We start from the raw sequence: 24977 nt of genomic DNA on the forward strand, positions 1-24977 counted from the left end.
GGGGAATGATTTCGGTGCACTGTCGTGATCAGTAGGAATACGGCTGCTGGGGTTTACTTTGTGGGTGCTGGCCCCGGTGATCCAGAATTGCTTACCCTCAAGGGGCAACGGCTCCTGCAAGAGGCCGATGTGATTCTCTATGCCGATTCCTTGGTGCCGACTGGGATTTTGCAGTTTGCACCGCCGAGTACTCTCTGTATTCCCACAGCTGCACTGACCTTGGAAGAAATCATTCCACTGATGGTTGAGGCTGTGCAGGCGGGGAAGAAAGTGGTGCGGTTGCAATCGGGCGATCCCAGCCTCTACAGTGCCATTCATGAGCAGATCTGCCGCCTAGCGGAAGCAGGCATTGCCGTTGAAGTTGTCCCCGGCATTAGTGCCTATCAATTGGCTGCTGCTCGCCTCAAGGTCGAACTCACCCTGCCTGAATTGGTACAGACAATTATCCTCACCCGTGCCAGTGGCCGTACGCGAGTTCCGCCAACAGAAGAATTAGCCAGTCTAGCCGCTCACAAAGCCAGCTTGTGTCTTTATCTGAGTGCCAATTGTATCCAGCGCGCCCAGCGAGATCTGCTCCAGCACTATCCCCCAGAGACTCTGGTTGCGGTCGGCTACCGCTTGGGATGGCCCGATGAGCAGTTGTGGCTGGTTCCCCTGAGGGACATAGCAGCGTTTAGTCAGCAACAGCGATTGACCCGCACGACCCTCTACCTGATCAGTCCAGCCTTGGCGGTGCAACAGCAGGGCAGTGATGCCTGGCGCTCCTGTCTCTATAGTCCAGAACACCATCACCTGTTTCGCCCTCATTAAGGCTGTGTACAATTTACTGTAAGAACGCTGTCGGTAAACACGGTGGGTAACGGGCTCAGTAAAGCACTGATCGTTTTGATTCGCATTTATCAGCGTTGGATTTCGCCTTTATTTTTGCCCACCTGTCGCTATACGCCCAGTTGTTCTGCCTATGCGGTTGAGGCGATCGCCCGCTATGGAGCCGTTAAAGGGACCTATCTAGCCATTCGCCGTATTTTGCGCTGCCACCCCTTTGCGGTGGGGGGCTATGATCCTGTGCCAACCACTTGCCCTGATCCCTGCAATGAATCTTCACCCCCTAATCCCCCTTGTTAGAGTTCCCCTAGGGTGGGATCAAAGTTAATATCTGCCTCACAAGGAGGAAGGTAGGATTGTCAAACTGGGGGCTGGATAAAGTCCCCCAGGCTGGCATCTTGAGCCACAGGCCTCCGGTTGAATGAGGGGAATCCTCTCTGCTTGGTCGACGACCTGCTTCTACCTGAGGGATCGTCAATTCTGAGGCAGTTCTAGAGGGGCATCGTCAACAACAGTTGCTTGCACAGTAGCCACTAGCGATCGCCCTAAGGCCTCGAGGTCATACCCCCCCTCTAAACCAACCACAATGCGTTGAGTGATCCGTAAGCACTGCTGCATCATCCAGGCATAATCGCCCTCCTCTAGTTCAATGCTGGAAAGGGGATCGTTGCGGTGGGCATCATAGCCGGCACTGATGATCAGTAAATCTGGGTTAAATTGCCGCAAAAAGGGTATGACTTGATCTTGAAAAGCGGCTCGATAGGCTTCTCCATTGGCACCTGTGGGCATGGGTAAGTTGAGGACGTTGTTGTAGGGCCCGCGATCGCCCCCATCACCTGTGTAGGGATAGGCGGGAAACTCATGGAGCGAACAATAGGCGATCTGAGGATTGTCTTGAACCAGTGCTTGGGTACCATTGCCGTGGTGGACATCCCAATCCAGAATGGCCACTCGCTTGATCCCCGGTAAACTGAGCGCATAATGGCCAGCGATCGCCCCATTCGCCAACAGACAAAATCCCATTCCCCGCTCCCGGAGGGCATGGTGGCCGGGGGGACGGGCCAAGACAAAAATTGCTTGCTGTCGCTGTAGGGCCAGATCTACCCCATCGAGCCAAGCCTGTACAGCTAACCGTGCCACGCGATCGCTCTGGTCATTGAGGTAGGTATCTGGATCTAGCCAGCCGCCGCCCTCGGCTGCAATGCGCCTCAATTGCTCTAAGTACACCCGACGATGTACCTTTTCTAGCTGTCAAGACCCGTGACATTATCTACCCTTGAAACGAAGAGGTCTGGTCGCTCAGTTTGCCACCATCGCAGTTTCTCAATGGGAGTCATGTGGCCCAAAACGCGTTGGGGAATGCGGTGATTGTACGCCCAAAGGTATCGCGTGAGCGTCTCTTGCAAGTCGGCTGCCGAGACAAAGCGTTCAGCGCGCAGAATCTCCGCAATGCGGCCGTTGAAGCGTTCCACCATCCCGTTGGTTTGCGGATGGCGGGGTTGGATGAGCCGATGGGTGATGCGCTTTTCACGACAGAGCTGATCAAACGGATGGTGTCCCGTGGGTTGGCGTTCGCCTGCGGAGGAGAAACGGTCGGTAAACTCCTTGCCGTTATCAGTCAGCACCGTACGCACCACGAAAGGAGCGTTGGCAAGGACATTTGCAAGAAAGCGCGTTGCCGATTCTGCGCTCTTCTCCTCGTGGATTGCCAAATAGACCCAGCGCGTTGCCCGATCAATCGCGACAAAGAGGTAGCGGCGCTGCTCCTCATCCGGCATTTGTGGCAGGTATTTGACGTCGATGTGGATGAACCCAGGTGCGTACGCTTTGAACTGCCGCGTGGTGCTTTTGGGACTGCCTTCGAGGCTTTCGCGTTCCTTTTGCAGTATCCTGAGGTTCGAGACTCCGTGGCGACGCAGGCAGCGATCCAGCGCTGAGCGGCTCAGATTGGGGTTGAGGAACGTCCGGGCAAGAACGAGAAGGTCATCAAGAGGCAGCAAAAGGAGCTTACGCACCTCAACGATCACAAGCTCTTGCGCTTCCGTAAGCGTCGTTTGCAGGCGGTGCGGGCGGGTGCTTTTGTCTTCAACGGTTGCGCGCTTACGCCATTTCGCTACCGTGTGCCGGTGGATCCCGTAACGTCTGGCAAGCTCGCGATGACTGATCGAAGCCGGTGCTTGTTGGATTTCACGGCGAATTCGGGGTGTCGTTCGGGCGTTGGCATGAATACGTGGCATGGTGATACTCCATCGTTGAACGCTTTCCGACCTTGGAACAAGCACTCAAGGAGCCGGTACGCTTCGAAGAGTTTAGCACGACTTCTGGGAATATAATGATGCGGGACCTGACATCTAGCCAAGGGGTTAAGCCTTCTCCGACAGGCGTGGGCTCGCGCCACTCTGCTGCTGGAAATGCAGCTTGCAAATGCCGACAAATGGCTAACAGGCGCTCGGGTCGCTCAAAGTGAAACTGGCGACAACGGTGTTCGAGAAAGCGATCGCTATAGATAAAGACAGAGGAAAACATCATTTAACCCCTCCAGATTTGGCCGTGCCTTACTGGTAAGAGCTGGACACGGCTGTTGCATCCATAAAAATCTCTATTGCAAAGGGCAGAGTGATTCATAAAGCAAGGGAAACTCTCCTGCAATGCTAACGCACCCATGAAAACTGCAATGATTCCCGCACCGCTAGTGGAATCAAGCGATTGAGCGGGGTATAGAGCATATTGGCTGCGCCTAGAGGTGAAGCGGTTCCTCAAAAATTTGCGCTTCCGCAAAGGGACAGTTGGGGCAAGTTTCAGGGTCAAGGGCAGTTTCGTCACTGATGGCAATGGCCTCTGGTAGGTAGGGCTTGAGGCTGGGGGTTTCTTGGAGGTAATGTGCCGTCGGATGCTGTTGCCTACGAAGGGTCTAAATCCAGCTTTTTGAACCCTTTTCAGGCTGGTAGTACCACTGAATTCAATGAGTCAGTGGGACTTCAAGGCGGCTGCCCAGTTCCCCTTTCTCTGATTTGCTTAAAGACTGAGTCTACTCACTCAAGTTCTCAAGCTGGAGCAGTTCAAGTTTGCCTTGGCGGAGGTATGCGGCTTGCTCTTGTGTCCAAGCATAAGAGTCGGTTTCATACAGGGTACCCATGGCTGGTTCACCTCCAGTACATCTAGCACCGCTACATCTAGCACATCTACTAGCACATCTAGGAATGCAGTCAGGCTATCGGGTTTTTAGGGTATGCAGAACCTGCTCAACATCCACGATAAAGATGGGAGGTCGCTCCTGATCCTCTTGATGAGTGACCATAAGGGAGCTAACGTTGTGAATGCTTCCCCAGTGGAGATAGTTCCTGGGAATGGCATGAATGGCTGCCTGGGAAATGCGCTCAATCACGGGGGGGTCGGTGAGGGGCAGGCCAAGCCACTCCTGCTCTAATCGCGGCTGGAGAATGAGCAAAAATTTCAGGGTTTGGGTTTCTGAGCTTGAGAGGGGGTCATCAAAGAGACAGCGGCCAATATCAATGACTAGAATTTCGCGATTTTCATAGGTGACAAGGCCAATACCCCGCTGCTGCGGATCCCCATGAACAGAAGGTAAAGGAATCACCCGATAGGCCTGCGCCATAGGCACGGCAAAGTACTCTTGGCGCACGGTAAATGTCAGGAACTGCTCTAAAACAACGGGTTGGCTCTGGCGACGGCGACGGCTTTTAAGCATGGTGGATCAATTGATCAAGGGTGGCCAAGAGCTCACTTTCGCGGAAGGGCTTGCTAAAGTAGGCGGCTGCCCCTAGGCGTTCTGCCAGCTGGCGATGTTTTTGACCTGTGCGGGAGGTCAGCATTAGTACAGGGGTGTTTTGGCATTGGGGAATGCGGCGAATTTGAGTGAGGACGCCAAACCCATCGAGGCGGGGCATTTCAATGTCGCAGATCAGAGCGTTGACGGCGAGTCCCCCTTGGAGTTTATCAATGGCTTCCTGACCATCTTTGGCCTGCTCAACCCGATAGCCGGCCTTTTCGAGGGTGTTGGCGAGGAAACGCCGCACGTTCACTGAATCATCAACCACAAGGACGGTGTCTTGGCTAGGGGCAACGGAGCTGGTCACCGCGGCAGGGGGAGGCTCCTGTTGTGACCAATCAAAGAAGGAGAGGGGATCTAATAGGGGAACAATGCGGCCATTTCCTAAAATTGTGCAGCCACTAAAGCCCTTGGGTAGGGCTAATTCTCCTTCGACTTGGCGAATGGTGACTTCCTGCTCGCCCCAATAGCGATCGACCCGCAGGGCAAGGGCACTCTCCCCTTGACTCACAATCATCAGGGTTGGTTCGTTAATGGCGGGTGCTCCCTCCATTTCTACGGGACGATAGGGACGCTGAAAGTGAAAAATCTGGGTCAGCTCAATCAAGGGGATAAGATAGCCTTCCCAGTCAATGAGGGTTGAGCCAAGGGTTGCGATCGCCGGATAGCGATCGGCAAGTACCATTTCTTCAATGTCTTCGGTTGGCACTGCCAAAAGCATGCCGGCAGCTTCTACTAACAGCACCCGTACAACTGAGAGAGTGTAGGGAATCGTAATCGTAAATCGCGTCCCTTGGCCGGGAGTACTCTGGATCTGGATGTCCCCGCGAATTTGCCGCAAATTGGTGCGCACGATATCCATGCCGACACCGCGCCCGGAGAGGCTACTCACCTGGGCGGCCGTGGAAAAGCCCGGCTCAAAAATCAGTTGCCAGAGGTCGCGATCGCTAGCAGTTTCCAACCAATCTGGGGCTAAGCCCATTCGCCGTGCCGTTTCGCGAATTTTCTCCGGATTGAGACCTCGGCCATCATCCGCCACAGTAATCACGGTTCGGTTGCCGCGGTAGGCTGCCTTTAGAGTAATGGTTCCCACGGCGGGTTTACCAAGGGCTTGGCGTTCCTCTGGGGGTTCAATGCCATGGTCAAAGGCATTACGGACAAGGTGCAAGAGGGGATCCGCCAACACACTCAACACCGTGCGGTCAATGAGAACGTGACTGCCCTCAACTTCTAAGTTGACATTTTTACCATGCTGGTGGCTCAATTCGCGGATGAGGCGCGGATAGCGGTTGGCCAAATCGGCAAAGGGGCGCATTCGCACCTGGGTAAATCGAGCTTGGAGTTGCTTGACGGTGCGGTTGAGATCGCGGTCTGTGCGTTCGGTGTCCTCTAGGCTCAGTTCCAAATCGCTAGTGATTTCCTGCACTTGGACAATAGTTTCCATCACCTCTTGGGAGAGCAGGTGCACATCGGTGTAGCGATCGAACTCGAGGACATCGAACCCATGTTGATTTTGGAGGTTAAAGTGGTGGGGGGCGCTGACACGGTCATACTCTGTGCGCAGGCGAAAGTTGGCACGCTCAAGGGCACCCACTTTTTGCTTGAGACCGGTTAGGAGGCTGTGGAGGCGTTCCCGTTGTAACTCTAGAGCATTACACTCAATGAGCAACTCCCCCATCAGATCGCTCAGCTCCTCCAACTGATGCGCTGGCACCCGCACGGTTGTTTCCTTGGGTTCCTCGGCTTGTGGCTTTGGAATCTCGGTTTCCTGCGGGGGTGTTGCTGGCAGCTTGGGGGGGGTGGGTGGGGGGGACAATAAATCCCCCAGGGAGAAAGCCTCCACTTCGGCACTGGCAAAGTCCTCGACCCCTAATTCTTGATTCAGGTTTGCCAGCGGTAAATCCACTGCATCAATTGAATCAATAATGGTTTGATCCTCATCATCGGTTTCAGGGGTTTCGAAGCGGGTGGGCAAAGCCGCCACTTGCCCAGTGATCACAAGGGCTTGGCAGCGCCGCCATTGCTGAATAATGCTGGCACCAGCTTGGCTGACATCACAGTTGGGCTGCTCAAGATAGGCACTGACAGAGGCACAAAAGTCGGCAAATGGGGGCAGCTCCAGCATTTGCCCGAGGCCTGCCAGTTCTTGGGCAGCGATCGCCAACTCCTCCTTAAGGCAGGGTTGCCCGGGGGTTTGCAGAACGGTTTCTAAGCGTTGGAGGCAGGCCTCCACCTCAGTTTCAAAAAGAGCCACCCGCATCTGGTGGCCATCATCCCCACTGAGAAGCGCTAGATCATCCTCCGCTGTCGGCTCCCCCAGCCGTCTGTGCAACTGATCCAAAATTGGCTCCACTTGGGTGCGCCACCAGCCCTCATTGGGTTGAACCCCTTGACGGTGGAGGGTAATGACCGCTTGCAGTTGATCTACCGCCTTGAGCAGGAGGTGCTGTACTTCTACGTCATCGCAGGGACGGGATTTCAAAACCTTAAAGAAATCCTCAAGGCGATGGGCCAGTTCACTGAGGGACATAAAGCCCATCATTGCCGCACCACCTTTAATCGAGTGAGCCGCCCGCAGTACGGCATCAATCACCCCCGGCCGCTGAGAGAGTTCGAGTACCCCCGCTTCAATGGTTGCCAGATAGTCCTGCGCCTCCTCCAAAAACTGGAGGCGGATCGTTTCCTCAATGCCGGGTTCGGGCATGGCTATCCCTCAGCAGTCACCTTAAAGATGTTGACGGAGTTTTGTAGTTCCTGAGCCATGTCCACGGTGGCTTGGAGAGACTCAGAAATCTGTTTGGAGGTTGCCGACATGCCCTCTGAGACCTTAGCGAAATCGCGCATTAGTGTACTGACCGTATTAGATGTGCGGGTTTGGGAGACGGTGGCTTGGGAAATGGACTGCACCAGCTCGTCAATGTGCTGCGACACCTGGACGATTTCTGCAAGACTCTGCTTGGTAGCTTCCACAAGGCGGGTGCCTTCCACCACCTGAGCAGTTCCTGCTTCCATGGCACTGACCACCTCTTGGGTTTCCTGCTGAATGCTCTCGACGATTTGCTCAATTTCACGGGTGGCCGCCGCCGATCGCGCCGCCAGCTCACCGACTTCTTCGGCCACCACAGCAAAGCCTCGGCCTTCTTCGCCCGCACGGGCCGCCTCAATACTGGCATTAATGGCCAAGAGGTTGGTTTGCAAGGCAATTTGATTAATCAGGGAGATCACCTTGGAAATCTGTTGCGACGACTCCCCTAAGCGCTTCACTTTTTTGGCGGTTTCCGCCACAGTTTGCCGCAGTTGAAGGATACTTTCGACAGTAGTATCCATCGTTTCACCGCTAGTGACCGCTCGCTCTGAGGCCTGGCGCGCCACGGCTGCCGCCTCGTTGGCACTATTGGCCACGGATTCAATTGAGCTGGCCATGGCCTCAACAGCATCCAGCATCCGCTTTACCTTCTTGGCTTGACGCAGGGATTCTGTCGCTAACTCGGTCATCGCTGCCTCATCCGCCAAGAGGGCGGTGTTCACTTTTTCCGTTGTTGCTTTCACTTGCACCACCACATCCCGCAGACTTTCAATGAGGGCGTTGAAGATATCAGCAACAGTGCCAATTTCATCGGCAGTGATGTCTGCCCGTACCGTCAGATCTCCCTGGGAAGCGGCCTCCACCTCTGTGAGCAGCTTGATTAACTGCATTTGGATATGTTCAGTACGCTGCTGTTGCTCCTGGGCAAGGCGCTCTGCTGCCTGTTGAGCGGCAATGGTCTGCTCAAGGAAATGGAGACGCTCCAGGACAAGGCTGCCGGTGCTCGCCAGTTCACTGAATTGGTCAATCTCGATCTCCTGCCACTGGCGTGGTTCACTGCACTGGTGGGCAATCAGGAGACCAAAAAGTTGGTCGTCGATCACCATCGGCACGACAAGATTTGCCCGAACCTTGAGGGGCCGGAGTTGATTCAGGTGACACTCCGTTAGCCCTGCCTTGAAAATATCCGTCGTGGCTTGAATGCGGCCCTGGCGGTAGGCCTCTACCCAGTGTTCGCGGAAACAGGGATCCTCAATTACCTGATCTCGAGCTTGTGGCCAACCCTCTGCCACCGACTCGGCTACGACTGTTCCCACATAGTTGTCATCAAAGGCATAGACAATGACACGATCGCAGGCCAATAGTTCACGGCCCTTTGCCACAAGGGTCTCAAAAATGGCTTGGCGATCGCGCAACTCACTTAACTGCACCGCAGCCTGACGTAAGCAATCTGCACATTTGGCTGCCTGCTCAATTTGGGTGAAGGATTGTTGTAACCGTGTAACCATTTCATTGATGGTTTGCCCTAGGGTGGCCAGCTCATCCTTGGTTTCAATGGGGACACGGGTGTCGAGGTTGCCGGCGCCGATGGCTTCCACGGCAGCAATGGTGCGGAAAATAGGACGGAGTCCTCGCTGTGTTGCGTAGAGGGCGATCGCCCCCACTGCCCCTGTGGCAATGACCATCCCCCCGAACAATGTCCATGTCAGCGTTCTGAGGGGCGCAAGCGCCTGGTTGCGATCAACCCCCAGCACAATTGCCCTAAAGGGGCTAGGCACTTGCCTATAACTGAGAATCTGATCCTCAAAAGTCGCGTCGGTTTTGATCACCCCGCTGCGGGCCCGCTGGAGTTGCTCGGCTAATTTAGGAAACACCTCTTGGAGGGGTTTTCCCTGTATCGCCTCTTCCCGCTGGGTGGTTGCAAAGATCGTGCCGCCACTGTCGATGAGGTAAAAGGTATGGGACTGCTTGCGAGTGTAGGTTATGAAGAGCTCTGCAATAGTCGCTCGGGGAATCCGCAACCGAGCTACTGCTAAAATTTGCCCATTTTGGGGATTGATCACGGGCACTGCCAAAAACATCCCTAGGGGGCGATCGGGCAGTGACAGCGTTGGCTCAACCGTTAGAACCGGGTTGCGAGTTTGAATTGCTAGCTTAAAGTACTGCTGATTTTGGAGAATATTGTTGGCAAGACGGTTCCCCTCCGAAGACTGGGCAATGACCGTTCCTTGGCCATCATTGGCAATGATGCCCGCACTGTCGTAGTCTGAGTAGGCATTAAGCCATTGATCCAGAATCGCTTGCAGTTGGGGGCGATCGCGCCGCTGAATCTTATCGCTGTAGCGGCTACTCAACAGAGACCCTAAGGTTCGGGCATCCCCGAGGCGATTGCGAAGATAATTCTCAAACTGAAGTGCTACACTATTTGCTTGCTGTTGCTGGAAGTCTAAGACCAACTGCACCAAGTTTTGGCGTACCACTTCATTCCCTACTAAGCCCACCCCCAACAGAGGCAGCGTTGCCAGAGCAATGGCACTGGTAATGAGTTTTGGACGGAGCCCCCAAAATTTGCGGCGGGGCGGTGTTGGCGGCAACGGCTGTCCATGGGATTGACCATTGGTGGTTGCTTTGTTCTCCTCTACAGAAGGCAGTTGGTAGTTCAAAACCGAGGGTGGTAAGGGGGGAATATCAATAGGGGGCTTGGCAGTCGTCATTGTTGGCACATCCTAAGAGTATTCATCGTCATCCTATCCAACATCAACAGTAAGAACACTTGAGCAAGCTCTCTCGGCAATTGCTGCCCCATCGAGGATAAAAAATATCTCCTCTGCCAAACGACAGCACCCTTTGAGATAGGGAACCAGCGCCGCGCTCACCGTACCCACTGGCGATTGAATCGCCCCTTCAGGAAGACGGGCAATCCCACGGACCTCCTTTAGGGCCAATCCTAAATAGCCCTTGGGGGTATCCAGCAGCGCGATCGTCACCAGCGGCATCTCTGCATCCAGTGGTTCGAGGTTGAACAAGTGGGCTAAATCCAACACCCAAACAATGCGGTTACGAACGTTCAGCAATCCCATGACTATGGCAGGCATATTGGGAATTGCCGTGAGTTGCTGCGGTGGCAGCACCAACACCTGCTGAATCTCAGTCATCGGCAGTAGTGCGGTGCATTGCTCGTGCACCACTAAGCGCAGGTAGGGTAACCCTTGGGGGCGATCGCCTACCCCTTCGCCACCATTCAACCAAGGTGCTGCCCCAATCATCCCTACACCACCACTGACTTCAGTGCCCGTACCAAATCTTCACGGCTAAAGGGCTTGGTCACATAGGCATCTGCCCCCTGCTTCATCGCCCAAAGACGGTCTAACTCCTGGTTTTTGGAGGTGCAGACAACAATAGGCAGTTTTTCAGTCTCAGGATTTTTCTTGAGACTGCGGCAAAGTTCGAAGCCGCTCATCCCCGGCATCACCACATCTGTGACGACGACGTCGGGCTTATACTGGGCTACTTTCTCCAGTGCCTCCTTGGCATCGGTGGCCGTAATCACGGCGTAGCCAGACTCCTGAAGAAACGAGCTGATCAATGCCATTTCCGAGGGGATATCTTCCACCACTAAAACCTTTGTCATGTCATCTCCCAAATGCCAATTCAAACAATCGATTACTGTCAATATACCCCTGATAGGTTGCCTGTACTACGTCAAGTACTGAAACACCATTTTTAACAGTTCTGCCTGGGTAAAGGGCTTAGTCATGTAATCCGTTGCCCCCACAAAACGAGCCTTAGCGCGGTCAATGAGCCCGGTGTTACCCGTCACCATAATGATGGGGACTGACTTAAAGCGTTCATGGTTGCGAATCACTTTACAAAACTTATAGCCGTCAATATTGGGCATCCCCACATCCAAAAGAATCAGATCGGGATTGAGACGCATCACCTCCATCAGGGCCTTTACAGAATCGTTGAGGGCAATGACCTCAAAGGCATCATCCGCCAAAAACCGCTTCATTTCATTGAGGATCGTTGGACTATCGTCAATGCAGACAATCCGATAGGTGCGATTGGGAACCTGGGAGGTAAAAAAGCCACTCCCTGAGTCGCCACTGTCCTCTACAAGAGCGGGTGTGGTTTCCTGCCACAAACTGAGATCAAAATTGGGCAGTAAGTCAAAGGGATGTTGCGGTTCTCGAACGACGACAGCGCCTTTCTCAATCAAAGGCAGAAGGCTACGCACTAAGGTAATTTCATTTTGGTTCAGTAGCACCGCCAAGTGCCGAAAGCTAAAGCCCCGCAACAGAGACCCCAAACGCTGCTGCTGCTCAGGGGTTAAATTCACTTGGGCATGACTAAAAAAGTAAGGGCGCTGAAAGGGGGAGACAATTTTGTGACCAAGGCTCAACCACTGCTGAATTCGGGACTTACACTTCTCAATGAGGGAAGCAGCGTCAAAGCGGCGGGCGATCGCAACCTCAACGTAGGGCACCAACTGGTGCTGACCAGTCTTAAGATACAAAAACGACTCGAGAACTTCGAGAATCAGCCCCTCTACCAATTGATAAAATTGCTCTGCTGTGATCAGGCCTTGGGTGAGCAACCAGCGCAGACTCTCATATTCATAGATTGGGGTGGGGGTATTGGCCTGCTCCCATTGCTGTCGCACTTTGGCCCGTAGGTGGCGATCGAGGGCAGGAACACTGTGGCTGAGTTGCCGCAGGTGTCGTTCAAAGCGATCGCCCGGCTCAATAGTATGGGTCGCATAGATAATGTCCCCCCGATCAAAGTAAAGAAACCACTGCTGCCCCTCAACAACCACCTTGAAGCAACCGGTACCCCCTGAAGTGCTCAGCTGGCGCAGCAAGCCTTCGGGCTGAAGTGCTTCTGTTCCCCCGACCCTAGAACTCTGCTCAGATGTCATCATATCGATCCCTAACTCGCTTTCCCCACCGCGGTTCCCTTGAATCCCAGCAGGAAACAACCAAATGAGCTGGTTTTCTGAAATCACCCCTAGGTAAAGTGGGCTTGAAAACCCAGATGTGATGATTATATTAAGCAGTTCCTCGGAAAAGATGAAGGAAAACTTCAGAAAAGTTAATGATTTTCACAACGGAAAGTAAACACCCTTGCTCTTTAGAAAACATAAGGCATAAAAAAATCCCCCTCCATAGAGGAGAGGGAGAAGCAGCGAAATAAATTCAGCCACCTTAGAACGTAAAGGTCGTCCGAATCACCCCTTGCAGAATTGGCTGACCGGAGATGGCGCCGGCACCATTGGTATTGTTGGGATTGATGATCGCCGTGAAGATCGGCGTGATGCTGATGTTGTCGCTAATGGGGAACTTATAGAAGGCCTCCACATTCACCTGGTTGGCATTGTTGATAGGAGGCACAGCAGGAGCACTGTTAATAAATGGTGCACCCGCCGCGACAGCCAGTACCGAACCCGGCACTAGCAAGTCTTTATAGCCGATCCCTGCCATAAAGTTGTAGGCCATCATGCCAGCGGCAGGAAAAGGACCGATAGAGAAGGGTAGGGGCGACACCCCAGGGAAGTAGGTACTGGGAATCCCCGCAACACCGGCACGGCCAAAGATCCCTAGGCGACCAAGGTTGAGCTCGAAGTTAACACCTCCCGCTTGAGCTTCAATGCCATAGGTTTTGGAGTAGGTGCCTTGAAGCTTGACGGCATAGCTGTTACGGCCATTGCCAAAAGTGTTGGCGTACTCCAGCTCAAGGGAAGCCTGGAAGGGATCACCGGCAAAGCCACCTCCCGGATTAGGCGGAGCAATTCCAGCGGCTGCGGTACCCGCTCCCGCCGCAATATACAGCGCCCGCACGGTAAAGGGACCTTCCTTAGGATTCCATTGAATGGCAGCACCGGCACCTCCCAGGTAATTCATTGCATAGGGCACAATGAAGGGGTTGTTGATAAAGAAGTAGCTGCCAAAATCGCTAGCGGGGGAGTTTGCCCAGCTATTGGTGTCGATAATGTCACTGGGATAGAACTGAGGACCGGCGGTAATAGTAATGTCTTTAGTGGGTTTGAAACTGTAGGCTAGGCGGTACAGAGTCACACCAGGACCGAAATTAGACCAGTAGTACTGGCTCGGGCTAAAGTAGGGTAGTGGTGCTGTAAAGGCATCGCCAGTCCCAAGGGTTGAGATAATTTGCGACCCTAAGCCATAGGTGCTAATGGCATCAAGGCCACCGTTACCGGTGGAAAGGGTCGTTTGCAGCAAGTCAGTGCCCGTAAAGCTTGTATTGAGGTTGAGCAGAACGCCAGCAATAACTGTTGGATTTGTACGCCCAGGCGCTAGAGGTAAAGGAACTCCCGTGATAGGGTCGTTAGGACGAACAGAGGGAAGCGGAGAACTGGGACGACCGCCAAACTGGACGGACATTACCGCTGTCCCCGTGAGCTTGGTGGTGGTAGAAAACTGAGTAGCTTCGAGGGCAGCAGTGCGGGCTTCGAGCTTGTCCACACGACCGCGCAGGGTGGCGAGTTCTGCCTTGAACTCATCCATGAGCTTTTGCAGCGTCGCCAGGTCTTCCTTGGTGGCAAAGCGATCGCTAATCACATCGAGGCAGGCGTTCAACGCTGCTGCCATCTCATAGCGGGTCGCTGCCCGATTCCCCCGGAAGGTACCATCAGGGTAACCAGCAATACAACCGTACTTCTCTACCAGGGAAGCCAGGGCTTGGTAGGCCCAGTCGGTGGGGCGGACATCAGAAAGCTGCGAGACGGAGGTCACCTGCCCCATGGATTCTTCGTTGGCCAGAAGCTCATTAACAGAGCGAATGGTGCTAGAGGCGTCTGCGACAGTGTTGGGAGCAGGCAGTGCCTCAGAAACTTGGAGATTTTGCGGTTCAGCAGCACTCAGGTTTTCAAGCTTGACAGGTTCATTGGCGGTAGCAATATTAGCCCCTGCGACCACCCCCAGTAGGCCTAAGCTACTTGCTAACAAATAAGTCTTTTTCACAATGTTACTCCTCACTCACGAGCATCTGGGTTCAGCAGAGCAATCAACTCATTCCACTGTCCCCTAGTACCTAGCTTACACAATATGGCTTAAATCTGCCGCAAGCCAATTATGCAAGTTGCGACAGATCCTAAGGGCTTGCCTTGCAATTTGTCAAATACTTTGTTTCGATTTGTTGACACGGGACATTTAGCCGCCCTCAGCCGCATGGTAGGAGCTGCGTACAAGGGGGCCCGATCGCACATGGGAAAAGCCCAATTCCCGTGCAATATTGCCCAAGGTGTTAAATTCTTCAGGGGTCCAATACTTGACCACTGGTAAATGACTCAAGGAAGGGGGCAGATATTGTCCCAAGGTCAGGCGATCGCACCCCACCCTGCGTAGATCCTTCAAGGTCTCAATGATCTCTGCTTCCGTTTCCCCTAGGCCCAACATGAGTCCCGACTTTGTGGGTATGTCAGGATTGAGTTCTTTAACAGTGGCTAAGACGCGCAGTGAGCTCTCATAGGTGGCACCCCGTCGCACAGGGCCCTGTAAGCGCCGTACTGTTTCCAGGTTGTGGTTGTAGCAGGCGGGCTGTGCCGCCACAATTTGGGCAATGCAGTCCCGTTGGGAGAGCCGACCCCGATCCATGCGAAAGTCGGGGCTGAGGACTTCAATTTCGGTGCCGGGGCAGCGTTGGCGAATCGCCGCCATGGTGGCTACAAATTGACCCGCCCCTTGATCCGGCAAGTCATCGCGAGCCACAGAGGTTAAAACCACATAGCGCAAGCCTAACGTCGCCACAGCGGCGGCAATTTTAGTGGGCTCCTCTGGATCCACGGCGGCGGGAGCGTGACCCTTCTCCACTTGGCAAAAGGCACAGGCACGGGTACAGGTGGGCCCCAAAAGTAAAAAGGTGGCGGTTTTTTGGCCATAGCATTCCCCGCGATTGGGACACCGCCCCTCCTCGCAGATGGTGTGAATTCCATACTGGCGCACTAAGCGCTGAACGGTAGAGATCTCACTGGCTTTACCAAGGGGTTTGCGCAGCCACGACGGCAGGGGTCGGGAGAGGGCCATAGAGTCGGGTTAATCCTAAAAATAGGCAAAAGGCAGGCTAGATACAAAACTTGATTAACTATCGAGTCTATTTATTAAGTAACTGTAAATGATTGCCCCTCCTGTGCCTAGGGGGCGATCGCTTCTATGGCAGGATCAATAGCGACGTTACCGCAGCGATGCCACAAAACCTATGAGTGATCAGCCACGCCCAACGGTCATTATTACGGGTGCATCCTCTGGAGTCGGATTGTATGCTACCAAGGCCTTAGCCAATCGGGGCTGGCACGTTATAATGGCCTGCCGCAATCTTGAAAAAGCAGAGCAAGCCGCCAAAAACTTGCAGATTCCGCCGGAGGCCTACACGATTTTGCACTTGGACTTGTCCTCCTTGGCCAGTGTGCGCGGCTTTGTTGAATCATTTCGGGCATTGAATCGCCCCTTGCGTGCCCTTGTCTGCAATGCCGCTGTCTATTATCCCCTGCTCAAGGAACCTATCTACAGTGTGGATGGCTATGAAATCACTGTGGCCACCAACCATTTGGGGCATTTTCTTTTGATCAACCTGCTGCTAGAAGACTTGAAAAATTCTCCCGAAAGCGATAAGCGCTTGGTGATTCTCGGCACAGTGACAGCCAACCGCAAAGAACTCGGCGGTAAAATTCCCATTCCTGCTCCCCCTGATTTGGGCAACCTCGAAGGCTTTGAAAAAGGCTTCAAGAAGCCGATTGCCATGATTAACGGTAAGCCCTTCAAGTCGGGCAAGGCCTACAAAGACAGCAAGCTCTGCAATATGCTGACGGCACGGGAACTGCATCGCCGCTTTCACGAGAGCACCGGAATTGTTTTTAATTCCCTTTACCCCGGTTGTGTGGCCGACACACCCCTGTTTCGCCACCACTTCCCCCTGTTTCAGAAACTCTTCCCCCTCTTCCAGAAAAAGATTACTGGGGGCTATGTCAGCCAAGAACTGGCGGGTGAGCGCGTCGCGATGGTGGTCGCAGACCCAGAGTTTCGCCAGTCGGGGGTCCACTGGAGCTGGGGTAATCGCCAAAAAGAAGGCCGCAAAGCCTTTGTCCAAGAACTATCGGCAGAGGCAAGTGATGAGCAAAAAGCCCGCCGTCTTTGGGAGCTGAGTGAAAAACTGGTGGGATTGGCCTAAAAGTTAATACCTTTTTCCATTCCTCTTGCCGAGCTTGCCGCTATGGTGGAAGTGATCCTTGCTATTGCAGGACGGATGTATGTCACAGCAAGATTTCGGCGTCATTGGCCTCGCCGTCATGGGGGAAAACCTTGCCCTCAACGTAGAGCGAAATGGATTTTCCGTGGCGGTTTATAATCGCACACCTGCCCGCACCGAAGCGTTCATGGCCGAACGAGCCGCAGGCCGTCGCTTCAAGGCCACCTATACTCTTGAGGAATTGGTTGCCTCCCTGTCACGTCCTCGCCGCATTTTGGCAATGGTCAAAGCAGGGCAACCTGTGGATGATCTGATCCAGCAGCTCAAGCCCCTCCTTGAACCCGGTGATATCCTCATTGATGGGGGCAACTCCCTCTATACCGATACGGAACGCCGCGTTGCCGAAATGGAGTCAGCAGGACTTTGCTTCTTTGGTATGGGGGTCAGCGGTGGTGAAGAAGGTGCCCTTAATGGCCCAAGTCTGATGCCGGGCGGTAGTCGTGAAGCCTACCAAGCCCTCGAACCCATTCTCACCAAAATTGCAGCACAAGTGGATGATGGCCCCTGTGTCACCTACATTGGACCGGGGGGCTCGGGGCACTTTGTTAAGATGGTGCACAACGGTATTGAGTATGGCGATATGCAACTCATTGCCGAGGCCTATGACCTCCTAAAAAACCTCCTTGGTCTCAATCACCAGCAACTCCATGAAGTCTTCAAGAGCTGGAATGAAACCCCCGAACTCAACTCATTTTTGATTGAAATTACTAGCCAGATTTTCACCTATATTGACCCAGAAACCCATCTGCCCCTGGTGGATGTCATTGTGGATGCGGCAGGTCAAAAGGGAACTGGTCGCTGGACGGTGGAAAGTGCTCTTGAGATGGGGGTGGCGATTCCAACAATTACCGCTGCCGTGAATGCTCGCATAATGTCCTCCATCAAAGCCGAACGGATGGCGGCTGCCCAAGTGCTCCCTGGTCCTGCGGCTCACTTTAGCGGCAATACCGAAGAATTCATTGGCAAAATTCGCGATGCCCTCTACTGCTCGAAAATCTGCTCCTATGCTCAAGGCATGGCCCTGATTGCCAAAGGCTCCCAAGAGCTCTTTGATCACCAACTGAACCTGAGTGAGATTGCCCGCATCTGGAAAGGGGGCTGCATTATTCGGGCTGGCTTCCTCAATAAGATCAAGCAGGCCTACAGCGAAAATCCTCAATTGGCCAATTTGCTGCTGGCGCCGGAGTTTCGCCAGACCATCCTGGATAAGCAGGCGGCGTGGCGGGAGGTTTTGGTGGAAGCGACCCGTGCAGGAATTGCTGTACCCGCCTTTGGTGCCTCCCTAGAATACTTCGATAGCTATCGGCGCGATCGCCTACCGCAGAATCTCACCCAAGCGCAGCGGGACTTCTTTGGTGCCCACACCTATGAGCGAATCGACAAACCGGGAACCTTCCATACGGAGTGGGTACCGATTCAGGAGGCGGGCAAAGCCTCTGTTTGAGAGGCAGGCAGTAGAGTTCCAGAGGGAGTCCCCCCAGTGGGCAGTTCTTTAGCCTATCTTAAGAATGAGGCGAGTTATCTGCTTGCCGCCGATTATCCTGCACTTTGGGGAGACCAAGAAGCCTTGCATCCGTTTCTACGACTCCTACACCACAGCCAACGCTACCAACGCCAAGTGGGGTTTGCTTCCCTTTACTCTATCCTGAATAAAATTTTTGATCTGGCTCCCCCTGTTCTAATTGGCATTGCGGTGGATTTGGTGGTGAAGCGGCAGGATTCCCTCTTTGCCCGCTGGGGGCTAGCAAGTTTTGAGCAGCAACTCTTGGCTTTAGCGAGTCTGTCGTTTGTGATTTGGAGCTTGGAGTCGCTCTTTGAGTATGCCTATGCCCGCAGTTGGCGCAATTTAGCCCAGCAGATCCAACACGACCTGCGCCTTGAGGCCTATGCCCATATCCAAGAAATGGATTTGGCCTTTTTTGAGGAGCGCAGCAGCGGTGTTTTGCTCTCGATTCTCAACGATGACATTAACCAACTGGAGCGATTTTTGGATGGCGGTGCCAATGAAGTGTTGCAAGTTACAACCACCGTCGTTGTTATTGGTGGCATTTTCTTTTATTTGGCCCCCAATGTCGCAATCTGGGGAATGCTGCCCATGCCCTTTATTCTCTGGGGGTCGGTGATCTTTCAGCGGCGACTTGCACCTCGCTATCGGGATGTGCGGGAAAAGGCGGGACTCCTCAATGAACGCTTGGCCAACAATATTACGGGCATTCAAACGATCAAGAGCTTTACGGCTGAGCCCTACGAACTGGAGCGCCTGCGCTGGGACAGTGAAGCCTACCAACAGAGTAATCGCCGCGCCATTCGCCTCAGTGCTGCCTACGTTCCATTGATCCGCTTTCTGATTTTATTTGGTTTTACGGGAACCTTGGTGCTGGGCGGCTTGGCAGCTTTTCAGGGGCGCTTGGATGTGGGTGCCTATAGCACGATGGTCTATCTGATTCAACGCTTGCTCTGGCCGCTGACCCGTTTGGGGGAAACCCTAGATCAGTATCAGCGAGCCATGGCCTCAACGCAGCGGGTGCTGAATTTGCTGGAAACACCGATCGCGATTGGTACGGGCGATCGCCCCCTGGATCCGTGCCATGTTCAAGGGGAAGTGCGCTTTGAAGCCGTTAGCTTTGCCTATGCTGGCCGTGCCCCTGTACTGAAAAATGTGACTTTACATGTCCCTGCGGGTCAGACGATCGCCATTGTCGGCTCCACCGGATCCGGCAAAAGTACCCTTGTGAAATTGTTACTGCGATTCTATGAGGTTCAAGAGGGGCGCATCCTCATTGATGGCGTAGATATTCGCGAGTATTGCCTGCGGGATTTGCGTAGAGCCATTGGCTGGGTGAGCCAAGATGTCTTTCTCTTCCACGGCACCGTCTTTGAGAACATTGCCTATGGCAGTCCGGGGGCAACCCTTGCTGATGTCATCCACGCTGCAAAACTGGCTGAAGCCCATGATTTTATTGAGCAACTGCCCCAGGGCTATGACACGGTGGTGGGGGAACGGGGTCAAAAACTCTCTGGTGGTCAGCGGCAACGGCTGGCGATCGCCCGCGCGATTCTCAAAGACCCGCCGATTCTTGTTCTCGATGAAGCCACATCCGCTGTGGATAACGAAACCGAAGCCGCCATCCAGCGATCGCTGGCCCAGATTACCGCCCATCGCACCACGATTGCCATTGCCCACCGCCTCTCCACCATTCGCCATGCCAACTGCATCTATGTTCTTGAGGGCGGTGAAATTGTCGAGCAAGGGAACCACGAGGCACTCCTGGCTCAGCAGGGAGTCTATTACGGCCTTTGGCAAGTTCAAGCGGGAATTCTGGCGACTTAGGACTTAAAATTTTAGGACTGAAGGTTATAGCGTGCCCGCTCTGCCACTGTTTTCTCCCGATCCAGTTTCAAAATGAGCACTGCCAAGGGGGGTAAGCACAGATCAAGGGAATAGCGACGCTGGTGATAGGGCCACTCATCTGCCCACTTGCCGCCTAAGTTGCCCATATTGCTGCCGCCGTACTCGCGGGCATCACTGTTAAACAGTTCCCTATAGAAGCCATGCTCAGGCACCCCGATACGGTAGTGGCTATGGGGCTGTGGTGTAAAGTTACAGACGACAACTACAAAATCTTGGTAGTCCTTGTCCCAGCGGATAAAGGACACAACGCTGTGGCGGTTATCGCTACAGTCAATCCACTCAAAGCCCTCCTGTTTGAAATCTTGGCTATAGAGTGCGGGTTGGGAACGGTAGAGGTGATTCAGATCCCCAAAGAAGCGTTTGATTTGCTGGTGGGGTTCGTATTGCAGCAGGTGCCACTCTAGATCGCTCCAGACATTCCACTCGCTCCATTGGGCAAACTCCATGCCCATGAACATTGTTTTCTTACCGGGGTGGGTGAACATATAGGCAAATAAACAGCGCAGGTTCGCAAATTTTTGCCAGCGATCGCCCGGCATTTTGCCAATGATGTGACTCTTGCCGTGAACCACCTCATCGTGGGAAAGTGCCAGCATGAAGTTCTCGCTGTGGTGGTACCACATACTGAAGGTGACATTGTTGTGATGGAACTGGCGGAACCACGGATCCATGCTGAAGTAGTCAAGCATATCGTGCATCCAACCCATGTTCCACTTCAGGTTAAAGCCCAATCCCCCCATGTAGGTCGGCCAGGAGACCATCGGCCAGGCGGTTGACTCCTCGGCGATCGAGAGAATCCCCGGAAAGTAGCTAAAGATAACATGGTTGACTTGGCGCAGGAAGTTGGCCGCCTCTAAATTCTCCCGTCCACCGTATTCATTGGGTATCCACTCTCCCTCTTTGCGGCCATAGTCGAGATAGAGCATTGAGGCGACGGCATCCACGCGAATACCGTCAATGTGGTACTTGTCAAACCAAAACAGGGCATTGGCGACGAGAAAATTGCGCACTTCGTGGCGACCATAGTTAAAGACAAGGGTGCCCCATTCCTTATGTTCACCCTTGCGGGGATCCGCGTGTTCGTAGAGGTGGGTGCCATCAAAGAACGCCAGCCCATGGCCGTCCTTGGGAAAGTGCCCCGGTACCCAATCGACAATGACGCCAATGCCGTTTTGGTGGCACTGATCCACAAAATACATAAAGTCGTGGGGACTGCCATAGCGGGATGTGGGGGCATAGTAGCCAGTCACTTGATAGCCCCAAGAGCCATCGAAGGGATGCTCAGCAACAGGCAAAAGTTCAATGTGGGTGTAGCCCAATTCCTTGACGTAGGGAATGAGTTTGGCTGCCAATTCACGATAGGTCAGGAAGCGTGCCCAGGGCTTGAGTTCTGCCGCCTGTACGGGTTCTTGGGGTTGGCCATCGGCACCAATGGGGGGATCCTCCATCGAGGCATGGAGCCAAGATCCTAGGTGCACCTCATAGACAGAAATCGGTTGGTTGAGGGGGTCGGTGTGGCGCCGTTTTTCTAGCCAGTCGCTGTCCCCCCATTCGTAGCTATTGAGGTCGGTGACAATGGAAGCAGTCTTGGGACGCGGTTCTTGGTAGAAGCCGTAGGGATCTGATTTTTCGTAGATGTGGCCCTCTTGGTTCTTGATTTCGTACTTATAGCGCTCGCCGACGCTCAAGCCGGGAATAAACAGTTCCCAGATGCCATTGCCCCGTCGTGCCATTTGATGTTTGCGGCCGTCCCAGTGGTTAAAGTCACCAATGACAGAAACATTGCGGGCATTGGGTGCCCAGACGGCAAAATAGACCCCCTCTACCCCATCCACTGTCAGCAGATGAGCCCCCAGTTTTTCGTAGATGCGGTGATGATTGCCCTCGGCAAAAAGGTGAATATCAAAGTCGGTCAACTTGGGGGAGCGAAAGGCATAAGGGTCATAGATAACCCGCTCGTGGCCATTTTCGTAGATTTTCAGTTGATAGTTATTGAGTTCCGCTACGGGAATGTGGCACTCAAAAAAGTGAGGGTGGTGCACCGGTGTCATTGGATATTCTTGCCGCTGCTCCGGACAGAGGACACTCACCCGCTCGGCATTGGGTAAGTAGGCACGTACCGCCCAAACGGATTGGCCATTTTGCTGAATCTGATGACACCCTAAAATTTCAAAGGGATCGTGGTGCTGGTTGGAAACAATGCGGTCAATCTGCTCAGGCGAAACGGTCATATTTTTATACTTTCGTAAAATATAGGGACAATACTATAGAAAAGTTAACAGTCAGAATACTCCCCTTGACAAGGGCATAGGGGCTATTTCTCGGGTGTCTCTTGATCGGCGGCGGCTAAGAGTCCTTTGAGTAGCTCCCGCAATAGGCTTGGTCCTTGGTAAATCCAACCGGTGTAGAGTTGCACCAGTGTTGCGCCGGCCGCGAGTTTTTCAATCACATCCTCTGGTGTGAAAATCCCCCCCACCCCAATAATTGGCAGAGTGCCTTGGGTCTGTTCGTGGATAAAGCGAATCACGGCGGTGGCCCGCTGCCGTAAAGGCGCCCCACTGAGACCGCCGGCCTCCTCTGCGGGCGATCGCCCCGTCTGAGGAATAGTCTGGCTTTTCAGCCCCTCCCGTGCCACGGTGGTATTGGTGGCTACAATCCCAGCAAGTTCATAGGCCTGAACAAGATCAAGAATGGCAGCAATTTGTTCCCAACTCAAATCGGGGGCAATTTTCAGGAGGAGGGGCTTGCGGGGGTGATTGGCACTTTGTAGCGTTTCCAAAATGGGTGCCAGTTGTTCCTTGGCTTGCAGGTCCCGCAGCCCCGGCGTGTTGGGCGAACTCACATTAATCACGAAATAATCCCCCAGGGGATGGAGGCGGCGAAAACTGGCTAAGTAATCTTCCTTCGCGGCGGCCAAAGGGGTAATTTTTGATTTGCCTAGGTTAATGCCGATGGGAATACTGGCTGGGGGCGATCGCTCTAAGGAGGCAGCCATCGCCTCTGCCCCAGCGTTATTAAACCCCATGCGATTGATGACCGCGCGATCGCTCCCTAGGCGAAAGAGGCGCGGCCGAGGATTGCCCGGCTGCGGATGCCACGTGACGGTGCCCAATTCGGCAAAGCCAAAACCAAAGGCCGACCAGACACTGCGGGCAACCCCATTCTTATCAAAGCCCGCTGCCAAGCCAATGGGATTCGGAAAGCGCAATCCCCACACCTGCCGCTCTAGGCGAGGGTCTGAAAGGGCATACCATTGCTGGAGTTGTTGCCGTAGCCAAGTGCACAGGGAACGATCTTGATTGAGCCACCCACAGAGAGAGAGAAACTGCTGGTGCAGAAGTTCTGGATCCGCCTGCAACCCCGAAAAAAGCAGTGGCCGCAGCAGGTGCCGATAGGGATCAATGGCCATCCAGACTGCTACTGCCTCATCTAAAAGGGCGAATTGGCAACACGGTCACCCTAGTCCAGGTAGCCCATGAGGACAGGGGAATCATCAATGATATTCGAAGCGATGGGACGCTCTCCAGCGGAATAGTAGGTTTCAGCAATCTGTAGGCCACTGGTGGTAATCGGACGAATGCCCATCCAATTCACTGTCTCGACAATTTCAAAGTCAGCCGCCGCCACTGGCCGCACCCCCATGATGTTAAGGGTTTCAACCACTCGGAAATTGCTCGCCACAATGGGGCGGATACCGGCAGAGTTGATGCTGTCGTAGATTTGCAGGCCACTGCTGAGCACAGGCCGCTCGCCGGCATCTTTGATCATGTGCACCACTTGCACCGGACTGGCCTCAATGGGACGTAGGCCGGCGCTATTAAAGGTTTGCCAGACCACAATGTCACTGGCTTTGGTGGTGCCTGCGGGGGCAAGCGCCGTTTTTTCGGCCAGGGAGACCATTTGACCGCTATTTTCCTTGGCGGGGGGATTGCTGCGACGGGCGGGACGACCGGCTTTGGCTGTGGGTTCTTCGGGGGGTGGGGTTTGGGGGGATTCAGTCATGGCGATCGCTCCTAATGCAATCATTCAATCCTACAGGGGAATTCCTATGCAGGTATTCTATATCTTTAATCTTTGATCATAGCAGCCAAAGAGGGGGCCAGCGGTTTGCAAAATTCCTTTTGGTGAAGGAACGGTTGGCTCTTCAAGCATGCAGCAGAGGAATCATATCAGTAGGTGCCCCTTGGCCAATCACTTTGCCGCGATCAAGAACAATGGCACCATCCGCTTGGGCCAGTTCATCGAGGCGATGGGTGACCCACAGCGCCGTCATCCCTTGAGTGTCGACCAGTTGGCGCACATAGCCCAAAAGTTCCCGCTGGCTATCGGGGTCAAGGAGTGCCGTGGGTTCATCGAGCAACAGCACGCGGCAATGGCGAGCGATCGCCCCGGCAATAGCTACCCGCTGCTTTTGGCCCCCACTGAGGGCATAGATGGGACGGCGTTCTAACCCCTGTAAATTGACCGCTTGCAGAGCAGCACTGACGCGCTCGCGCACCTGCCAATAGTTGAGCGCTTCACCATTGAGACTAAAGGCAATATCGGCACCCACACTGGGCATCACCAGTTGGTGATCGGGGTTCTGGAAGACAAAACCAAGGGGCTGCTCGACATAGACTTCACCACTTTGGGGCGGCAACAGACCCCCCAAAATACGCACCAGTGTTGACTTACCACTACCATTGCGGCCTAGGAGCATCCACAGTTGCCCCCGCGGGATTTCTAACGATACCTGATCCAGCACTAAAACCTCTGGAGACCAGCCAAAGGAAACCTCTTTGAGATGAATTGCCGGGGGGATTGCCGCCATGGGTTTTTGGACAATGCTCATGTTTTTGAGTAGGGTGATGATGACCCCCAATTGGGTTGTTGGGCATCAAGTC

20 protein-coding genes are annotated in these 24977 nt (G+C 53.9%); 5 read left to right on the forward strand and 15 right to left on the reverse strand.

What is annotated here, in order from left to right; translation table 11 throughout:
• The first annotated feature begins 24 nt into the window (after positions 1 to 24).
• Both cobM and yidD read left to right on the forward strand, forming a co-directional pair.
• The gene (gene cobM / locus TLL_RS02860; RefSeq protein WP_011056411.1) at positions 25 to 810 is read left to right on the forward strand and encodes a precorrin-4 C(11)-methyltransferase; all 786 of its coding nucleotides are present in this window, start codon (positions 25 to 27) and stop codon (positions 808 to 810) included.
• Between the two features lie 42 nt (positions 811 to 852).
• Positions 853 to 1125 carry a membrane protein insertion efficiency factor YidD gene (yidD, locus tag TLL_RS02865; protein WP_011056412.1) on the forward strand — a complete coding sequence of 91 codons (273 nt, stop codon included), beginning with the start codon at positions 853 to 855 and terminating at the stop codon, positions 1123 to 1125.
• 174 nt (positions 1126 to 1299) lie between these two features.
• Here the strand turns inward: yidD and TLL_RS02870 are convergent, their stop codons facing one another.
• The 11 genes from TLL_RS02870 to lipA all read right to left on the reverse strand — a co-directional run bounded on the left by TLL_RS02870 (position 1300) and on the right by lipA (position 15463).
• Positions 1300 to 2052 carry a histone deacetylase family protein gene (locus TLL_RS02870; protein WP_011056413.1) on the reverse strand — a complete coding sequence of 251 codons (753 nt, stop codon included), beginning with the start codon at positions 2050 to 2052 and terminating at the stop codon, positions 1300 to 1302.
• 17 nt (positions 2053 to 2069) lie between these two features.
• Positions 2070 to 3062 (reverse strand): IS481-like element ISTel1 family transposase, encoded by a 993-nt coding sequence (locus TLL_RS02875; protein WP_165442174.1) that lies wholly within the window; start codon positions 3060 to 3062, stop codon positions 2070 to 2072.
• 791 nt (positions 3063 to 3853) lie between these two features.
• Positions 3854 to 3961 (reverse strand): DUF29 family protein, encoded by a 108-nt coding sequence (locus TLL_RS13450; RefSeq protein WP_231833814.1) that lies wholly within the window; start codon positions 3959 to 3961, stop codon positions 3854 to 3856.
• 75 nt (positions 3962 to 4036) lie between these two features.
• Positions 4037 to 4534, reverse strand: a complete 498-nt coding sequence (locus TLL_RS02885; protein ID WP_011056415.1) for a chemotaxis protein CheW — start codon at positions 4532 to 4534, stop codon at positions 4037 to 4039.
• Positions 4527 to 7319 (reverse strand): hybrid sensor histidine kinase/response regulator, encoded by a 2793-nt coding sequence (locus TLL_RS02890; RefSeq protein WP_011056416.1) that lies wholly within the window; start codon positions 7317 to 7319, stop codon positions 4527 to 4529. Before TLL_RS02890 ends, TLL_RS02885 begins: the two co-directional genes overlap by 8 nt.
• Before the next feature lie 2 nt (positions 7320 to 7321).
• Positions 7322 to 10135 carry a methyl-accepting chemotaxis protein gene (locus TLL_RS02895; protein WP_164920715.1) on the reverse strand — a complete coding sequence of 938 codons (2814 nt, stop codon included), beginning with the start codon at positions 10133 to 10135 and terminating at the stop codon, positions 7322 to 7324.
• A gap of 33 nt (positions 10136 to 10168) precedes the next feature.
• Positions 10169 to 10687: a chemotaxis protein CheW gene (locus TLL_RS02900; RefSeq protein WP_011056418.1), complete on the reverse strand. Its 519-nt coding sequence runs from the start codon at positions 10685 to 10687 to the stop codon at positions 10169 to 10171.
• A gap of 2 nt (positions 10688 to 10689) precedes the next feature.
• Positions 10690 to 11052, reverse strand: coding sequence for a response regulator (locus tag TLL_RS02905; RefSeq protein ID WP_011056419.1), 363 nt, complete (start codon positions 11050 to 11052; stop codon positions 10690 to 10692).
• 66 nt (positions 11053 to 11118) lie between these two features.
• Positions 11119 to 12342, reverse strand: a complete 1224-nt coding sequence (locus TLL_RS02910; RefSeq protein WP_231833815.1) for a response regulator — start codon at positions 12340 to 12342, stop codon at positions 11119 to 11121.
• Positions 12343 to 12625: 283 nt separating this feature from the next.
• A complete protein-coding gene (locus TLL_RS02915) occupies positions 12626 to 14401 on the reverse strand; it encodes an iron uptake porin (protein WP_164920716.1) in 1776 nt (591 codons plus the stop codon).
• A gap of 189 nt (positions 14402 to 14590) precedes the next feature.
• Complete coding sequence (gene lipA / locus TLL_RS02920) at positions 14591 to 15463, reverse strand: lipoyl synthase (protein ID WP_011056422.1); 873 nt, start codon at positions 15461 to 15463, stop codon at positions 14591 to 14593.
• Positions 15464 to 15635: 172 nt separating this feature from the next.
• On the opposite strand from lipA, the gene TLL_RS02925 reads away from it, so the two are divergent.
• The 3 genes from TLL_RS02925 (at position 15636) to TLL_RS02935 (ending at position 20013) form a co-directional block, all read left to right on the forward strand.
• Positions 15636 to 16604, forward strand: a complete 969-nt coding sequence (locus TLL_RS02925) for a protochlorophyllide reductase (protein ID WP_011056423.1) — start codon at positions 15636 to 15638, stop codon at positions 16602 to 16604.
• Positions 16605 to 16683: 79 nt separating this feature from the next.
• The gene (gene gndA / locus TLL_RS02930) at positions 16684 to 18126 is read left to right on the forward strand and encodes an NADP-dependent phosphogluconate dehydrogenase (protein WP_011056424.1); all 1443 of its coding nucleotides are present in this window, start codon (positions 16684 to 16686) and stop codon (positions 18124 to 18126) included.
• Positions 18127 to 18204: 78 nt separating this feature from the next.
• Positions 18205 to 20013, forward strand: a complete 1809-nt coding sequence (locus tag TLL_RS02935) for an ABC transporter ATP-binding protein (RefSeq protein ID WP_164921106.1) — start codon at positions 18205 to 18207, stop codon at positions 20011 to 20013.
• Positions 20014 to 20024: 11 nt separating this feature from the next.
• Here the strand turns inward: TLL_RS02935 and glgB are convergent, their stop codons facing one another.
• From glgB to TLL_RS02955, 4 genes are all read right to left on the reverse strand, one after another.
• Positions 20025 to 22325, reverse strand: a complete 2301-nt coding sequence (gene glgB / locus TLL_RS02940; RefSeq protein WP_011056426.1) for a 1,4-alpha-glucan branching enzyme — start codon at positions 22323 to 22325, stop codon at positions 20025 to 20027.
• A gap of 83 nt (positions 22326 to 22408) precedes the next feature.
• Positions 22409 to 23503 (reverse strand): quinone-dependent dihydroorotate dehydrogenase, encoded by a 1095-nt coding sequence (locus tag TLL_RS02945; RefSeq protein ID WP_011056427.1) that lies wholly within the window; start codon positions 23501 to 23503, stop codon positions 22409 to 22411.
• A gap of 50 nt (positions 23504 to 23553) precedes the next feature.
• Positions 23554 to 24120: a hypothetical protein gene (locus tag TLL_RS12735; RefSeq protein ID WP_011056428.1), complete on the reverse strand. Its 567-nt coding sequence runs from the start codon at positions 24118 to 24120 to the stop codon at positions 23554 to 23556.
• Between the two features lie 118 nt (positions 24121 to 24238).
• The gene (locus TLL_RS02955; RefSeq protein ID WP_164920717.1) at positions 24239 to 24904 is read right to left on the reverse strand and encodes an energy-coupling factor ABC transporter ATP-binding protein; all 666 of its coding nucleotides are present in this window, start codon (positions 24902 to 24904) and stop codon (positions 24239 to 24241) included.
• Positions 24905 to 24977: the final 73 nt, after the last annotated feature.

Origin of the sequence: Thermosynechococcus vestitus BP-1, assembly GCF_000011345.1 — a bacterium.
In the GTDB taxonomy this organism is placed as follows: domain Bacteria; phylum Cyanobacteriota; class Cyanobacteriia; order Thermosynechococcales; family Thermosynechococcaceae; genus Thermosynechococcus; species Thermosynechococcus vestitus.

Excerpts from the sequence above, each read along its gene's own strand:
- TLL_RS02875 (WP_165442174.1), bottom strand. The coding sequence starts at position 3,062 with ATGCCACGTATTCATGCCAACGCCCGAACGACACCCCGAATTCGCCGT.
- TLL_RS13450 (WP_231833814.1), bottom strand. The coding sequence starts at position 3,961 with ATGGGTACCCTGTATGAAACCGACTCTTATGCTTGGACACAAGAGCAA.
- TLL_RS02885 (WP_011056415.1), bottom strand. The coding sequence starts at position 4,534 with ATGCTTAAAAGCCGTCGCCGTCGCCAGAGCCAACCCGTTGTTTTAGAG.
- TLL_RS02890 (WP_011056416.1), bottom strand. The coding sequence starts at position 7,319 with ATGCCCGAACCCGGCATTGAGGAAACGATCCGCCTCCAGTTTTTGGAG.
- TLL_RS02895 (WP_164920715.1), bottom strand. The coding sequence starts at position 10,135 with ATGACGACTGCCAAGCCCCCTATTGATATTCCCCCCTTACCACCCTCG.
- TLL_RS02900 (WP_011056418.1), bottom strand. The coding sequence starts at position 10,687 with ATGATTGGGGCAGCACCTTGGTTGAATGGTGGCGAAGGGGTAGGCGAT.
- TLL_RS02905 (WP_011056419.1), bottom strand. The coding sequence starts at position 11,052 with ATGACAAAGGTTTTAGTGGTGGAAGATATCCCCTCGGAAATGGCATTG.
- TLL_RS02910 (WP_231833815.1), bottom strand. The coding sequence starts at position 12,342 with ATGATGACATCTGAGCAGAGTTCTAGGGTCGGGGGAACAGAAGCACTT.
- lipA (WP_011056422.1), bottom strand. The coding sequence starts at position 15,463 with ATGGCCCTCTCCCGACCCCTGCCGTCGTGGCTGCGCAAACCCCTTGGT.
- TLL_RS02925 (WP_011056423.1), top strand. The coding sequence starts at position 15,636 with ATGAGTGATCAGCCACGCCCAACGGTCATTATTACGGGTGCATCCTCT.
- gndA (WP_011056424.1), top strand. The coding sequence starts at position 16,684 with ATGTCACAGCAAGATTTCGGCGTCATTGGCCTCGCCGTCATGGGGGAA.
- glgB (WP_011056426.1), bottom strand. The coding sequence starts at position 22,325 with ATGACCGTTTCGCCTGAGCAGATTGACCGCATTGTTTCCAACCAGCAC.
- TLL_RS02945 (WP_011056427.1), bottom strand. The coding sequence starts at position 23,503 with ATGGCCATTGATCCCTATCGGCACCTGCTGCGGCCACTGCTTTTTTCG.
- TLL_RS12735 (WP_011056428.1), bottom strand. The coding sequence starts at position 24,120 with ATGATTGCATTAGGAGCGATCGCCATGACTGAATCCCCCCAAACCCCA.
- TLL_RS02955 (WP_164920717.1), bottom strand. The coding sequence starts at position 24,904 with ATGGCGGCAATCCCCCCGGCAATTCATCTCAAAGAGGTTTCCTTTGGC.